Below are 1,543 nucleotides of genomic sequence, written 5' to 3' on the forward strand. Positions count from 1 at the left end.
AGGATCTGTAATCGACCGCAACAGCCGCGCCATAGTGCTCTTGCCACTGTCTTGTTCACCTCCAAGCGCTAAAACCGGATAGCTCCGACTACGCCCCCACAAGGATGCCACCATCCAACCAAGAATAAGCTTGCAGTCTTCTTCCTCCGCATTAATGAGGTGCCGCATCTCCTCAATGCGATGCCCTTTTTCAGGTATGGGCAACGGAGACATAGTTTGCTTGCGGATGAACTTGACGGGAGGATTGTTGATCACCACCCATCCATTACGGGTGATACGGACAGCTCGCCAGTTCTCATCTGCCAGATCGAGCCAGCTTTCCCCATCCTGCCAGCCAGTGCGCATATACGGTTCATGGCAAGCCCCTTGCTCCAATGCCCGCACCTCAAACACCCGCAAGGCATCGCTTAAGTTCTGCGTTGAAGGTGCAAGCCCGGTCTTCTCATAATACCGCCCCACCAGCCAGCGCTTGAAACTTTGGCTCTCAACCTGCCAATGCTCATAATGGCCATTCACCAGCACAGTGGCAAAGGCATCCTTTTGCGGAGAATGCCAAAGCTCCAGATCCTGCGCGACTGATAACAAACTCACACCACGCGCACTTGGCTTAACTTCGGGCTCCTGTGCGCCCTCTGTCTGAGAAGACAAGATGAAGGCTTCAGCCTGTTCTGATGTCCATCCATCCGCCAAGGCATCAGCAGCATCCCAGCCATTGGAAACATCATCCGGCGGATCAAGAAACCTCACAGTTGCAGCCCCAACCTTCTCAAGGCAACCCGCAACATCATCAGCAAAATTTTAGCCCAGCCTCATCCGCATCAGGCCAGATGACGATCTCTCGCCCTTGAAGCACAGACCAATCCGCTTTCTTAGCTGCATTGGAGCCACCAGGTGAGCTGATACAAACATGTCTCAATAACAATTGCTTGGCAGCATCTGCAGCCTTCTCTCCCTCAACAATGACAACAGGCATATCCGAAGTTTTGGCAAGAAGCTCTAAGCCATACAAAGGCCTTGGCAGCGGCCACGTCTCTCACCGCCATTTCATTTGCCCTGCGACTTGGAACAAACACAAAGGCCGATAGCTCTTCCCCGCCCCGGCCTCATCAAACCGGTACACATACCCAAGCACTTCACCCGCTGCATCGCGATATGTCCAGCACTGCGAAGGAACCCCAAGCTTTCCATGAAAGCTAGGCGGCTCCGGTGCCCCATCTGGCACCGGCATCACAATCACCTTTTGAGGTTGCTCCCGCTTCGGCTTTGATGTTTGGATTGATTTAATTGGAGCAAACGGATCACTCATAAGCATCCACTCCAACCATGTCCGCCAGATTGCATGCAGCTTGCTTTTGCGAGAGCGAAAACAGATAGGCTCCAAGGCTGATAAAATCTCGCCCACCGTCACTCGTCGCAAAATCACACCACAGGCCTGAAGCAATGTTGATCTTGAAGGAACCAGCCCGCCGATCCATCCGGCGCGGGTTTTTAACGGTATACTCGCAGCCACAAAGCCGCCCACCGGGGAGCCATTGCCTGCAGA

General features: G+C 53.7%; 3 protein-coding genes and 1 pseudogene. All 4 read right to left on the reverse strand.

All coding sequences use genetic code 11. The features are described from left to right. Positions 1–747, reverse strand: a pseudogene (locus tag PPL9_RS33445) (ATP-binding protein); the annotation flags it as partial. 40 nt (positions 748–787) lie between these two features. Then, complete coding sequence (locus PPL9_RS34260) at positions 788–973, reverse strand: toprim domain-containing protein (protein ID WP_244273414.1); 186 nt, start codon at positions 971–973, stop codon at positions 788–790. Between the two features lie 60 nt (positions 974–1,033). After that, positions 1,034–1,306: a hypothetical protein gene (locus PPL9_RS33450; protein ID WP_208989453.1), complete on the reverse strand. Its 273-nt coding sequence runs from the start codon at positions 1,304–1,306 to the stop codon at positions 1,034–1,036. After that, the coding region (locus PPL9_RS17570; protein WP_057463919.1) for a hypothetical protein at positions 1,299–1,543 on the reverse strand (245 nt) is incomplete at its 5' end. The genes PPL9_RS33450 and PPL9_RS17570, both read right to left, overlap by 8 nt.

Source organism: Pseudovibrio sp. POLY-S9 (assembly GCF_001431305.1).
GTDB lineage: Bacteria > Pseudomonadota > Alphaproteobacteria > Rhizobiales > Stappiaceae > Pseudovibrio.

Coding starts and splice junctions, on each gene's coding strand:
- PPL9_RS34260 (WP_244273414.1), bottom strand. CDS start 973: ATGCCTGTTGTCATTGTTGAGGGAGAGAAGGCTGCAGATGCTGCCAAG.
- PPL9_RS33450 (WP_208989453.1), bottom strand. CDS start 1,306: ATGAGTGATCCGTTTGCTCCAATTAAATCAATCCAAACATCAAAGCCG.